We start from the raw sequence: 737 nt of genomic DNA on the forward strand, positions 1-737 counted from the left end.
CCCAGCCGGGCCAGCGGCCCGGCCAGCCAGCGGGCCAGCGGGTGCCGCCCGGTGCCCATGCCGATGTAGAACAGCGGCCAGCGCAGGTAGATGTAGCCGTGCAGGGCCTCTATGAAGCTGCCGTGCGGGCGGGTGAGGGCCTCGCGCCAGAAGGCGCGGGCCGAGGGGCGCAATGGCGCCAGCAGCAGCCGGAGCAGGCCGCGGGACAGCGAACGGGGAATGTCGGCGAGACGCATGGGACCTCCCGTTGGCGGCCGGGGGATTCCGGGGAGAACGGGGCCGGGAGACTGCCGTCATGATGCCTGCATCCGCACGGCGATGCAACAGCGCGCGGCATTGTCACGCAATGTTCGCGGATGGGGCACGCAACGGGAGGGCTTCAATCGTCCGAGTGGCGGCCGCCGTCTTCATGCGCAGGGGAAACGTCGCGCCAGCCGTGGGCGAAGTCTGCCGCGTACAGGCGCGATGCAGTCTCGCCCGCCGCCTCGCCGGGCAACACCAGAAACACCGTCTGTCGCGAAAAGCCGCGCATCCGCACGGTTTCGGCCAGTCCGTCCGCGGTAGTCCAGGCCAGCGACTGGTCGGGCCAGCCCACCCGATGGGCCGCCAGAACCGGAGTGTGCGGGGCCACGCCCGCCGCCGCCAGTTCCTCTTGCAGCCGTTCCGGGGCGGCGGCGGAAAGGTACACGGCCATGGCGCTGCCGTGGCGCGCCAGTTCGCGCAGCCGTTCCGCGTCG

1 protein-coding gene and 1 pseudogene are annotated in these 737 nt (G+C 72.0%); both read right to left on the minus strand.

Annotation, left to right across the window (positions count from 1 at the left end; all coding sequences use genetic code 11):
* A pseudogene (locus FVW27_RS18040) lies at positions 1-236 on the minus strand (hypothetical protein); the annotation flags it as partial.
* Between the two features lie 143 nt (positions 237-379).
* A partial coding sequence (locus FVW27_RS18045) for an SAM-dependent methyltransferase (protein WP_481850177.1) occupies positions 380-737 on the minus strand: 358 nt, incomplete at its 5' end.

The organism is Nitratidesulfovibrio liaohensis (assembly GCF_011682075.1).
In the GTDB taxonomy this organism is placed as follows: domain Bacteria; phylum Desulfobacterota; class Desulfovibrionia; order Desulfovibrionales; family Desulfovibrionaceae; genus Cupidesulfovibrio; species Cupidesulfovibrio liaohensis.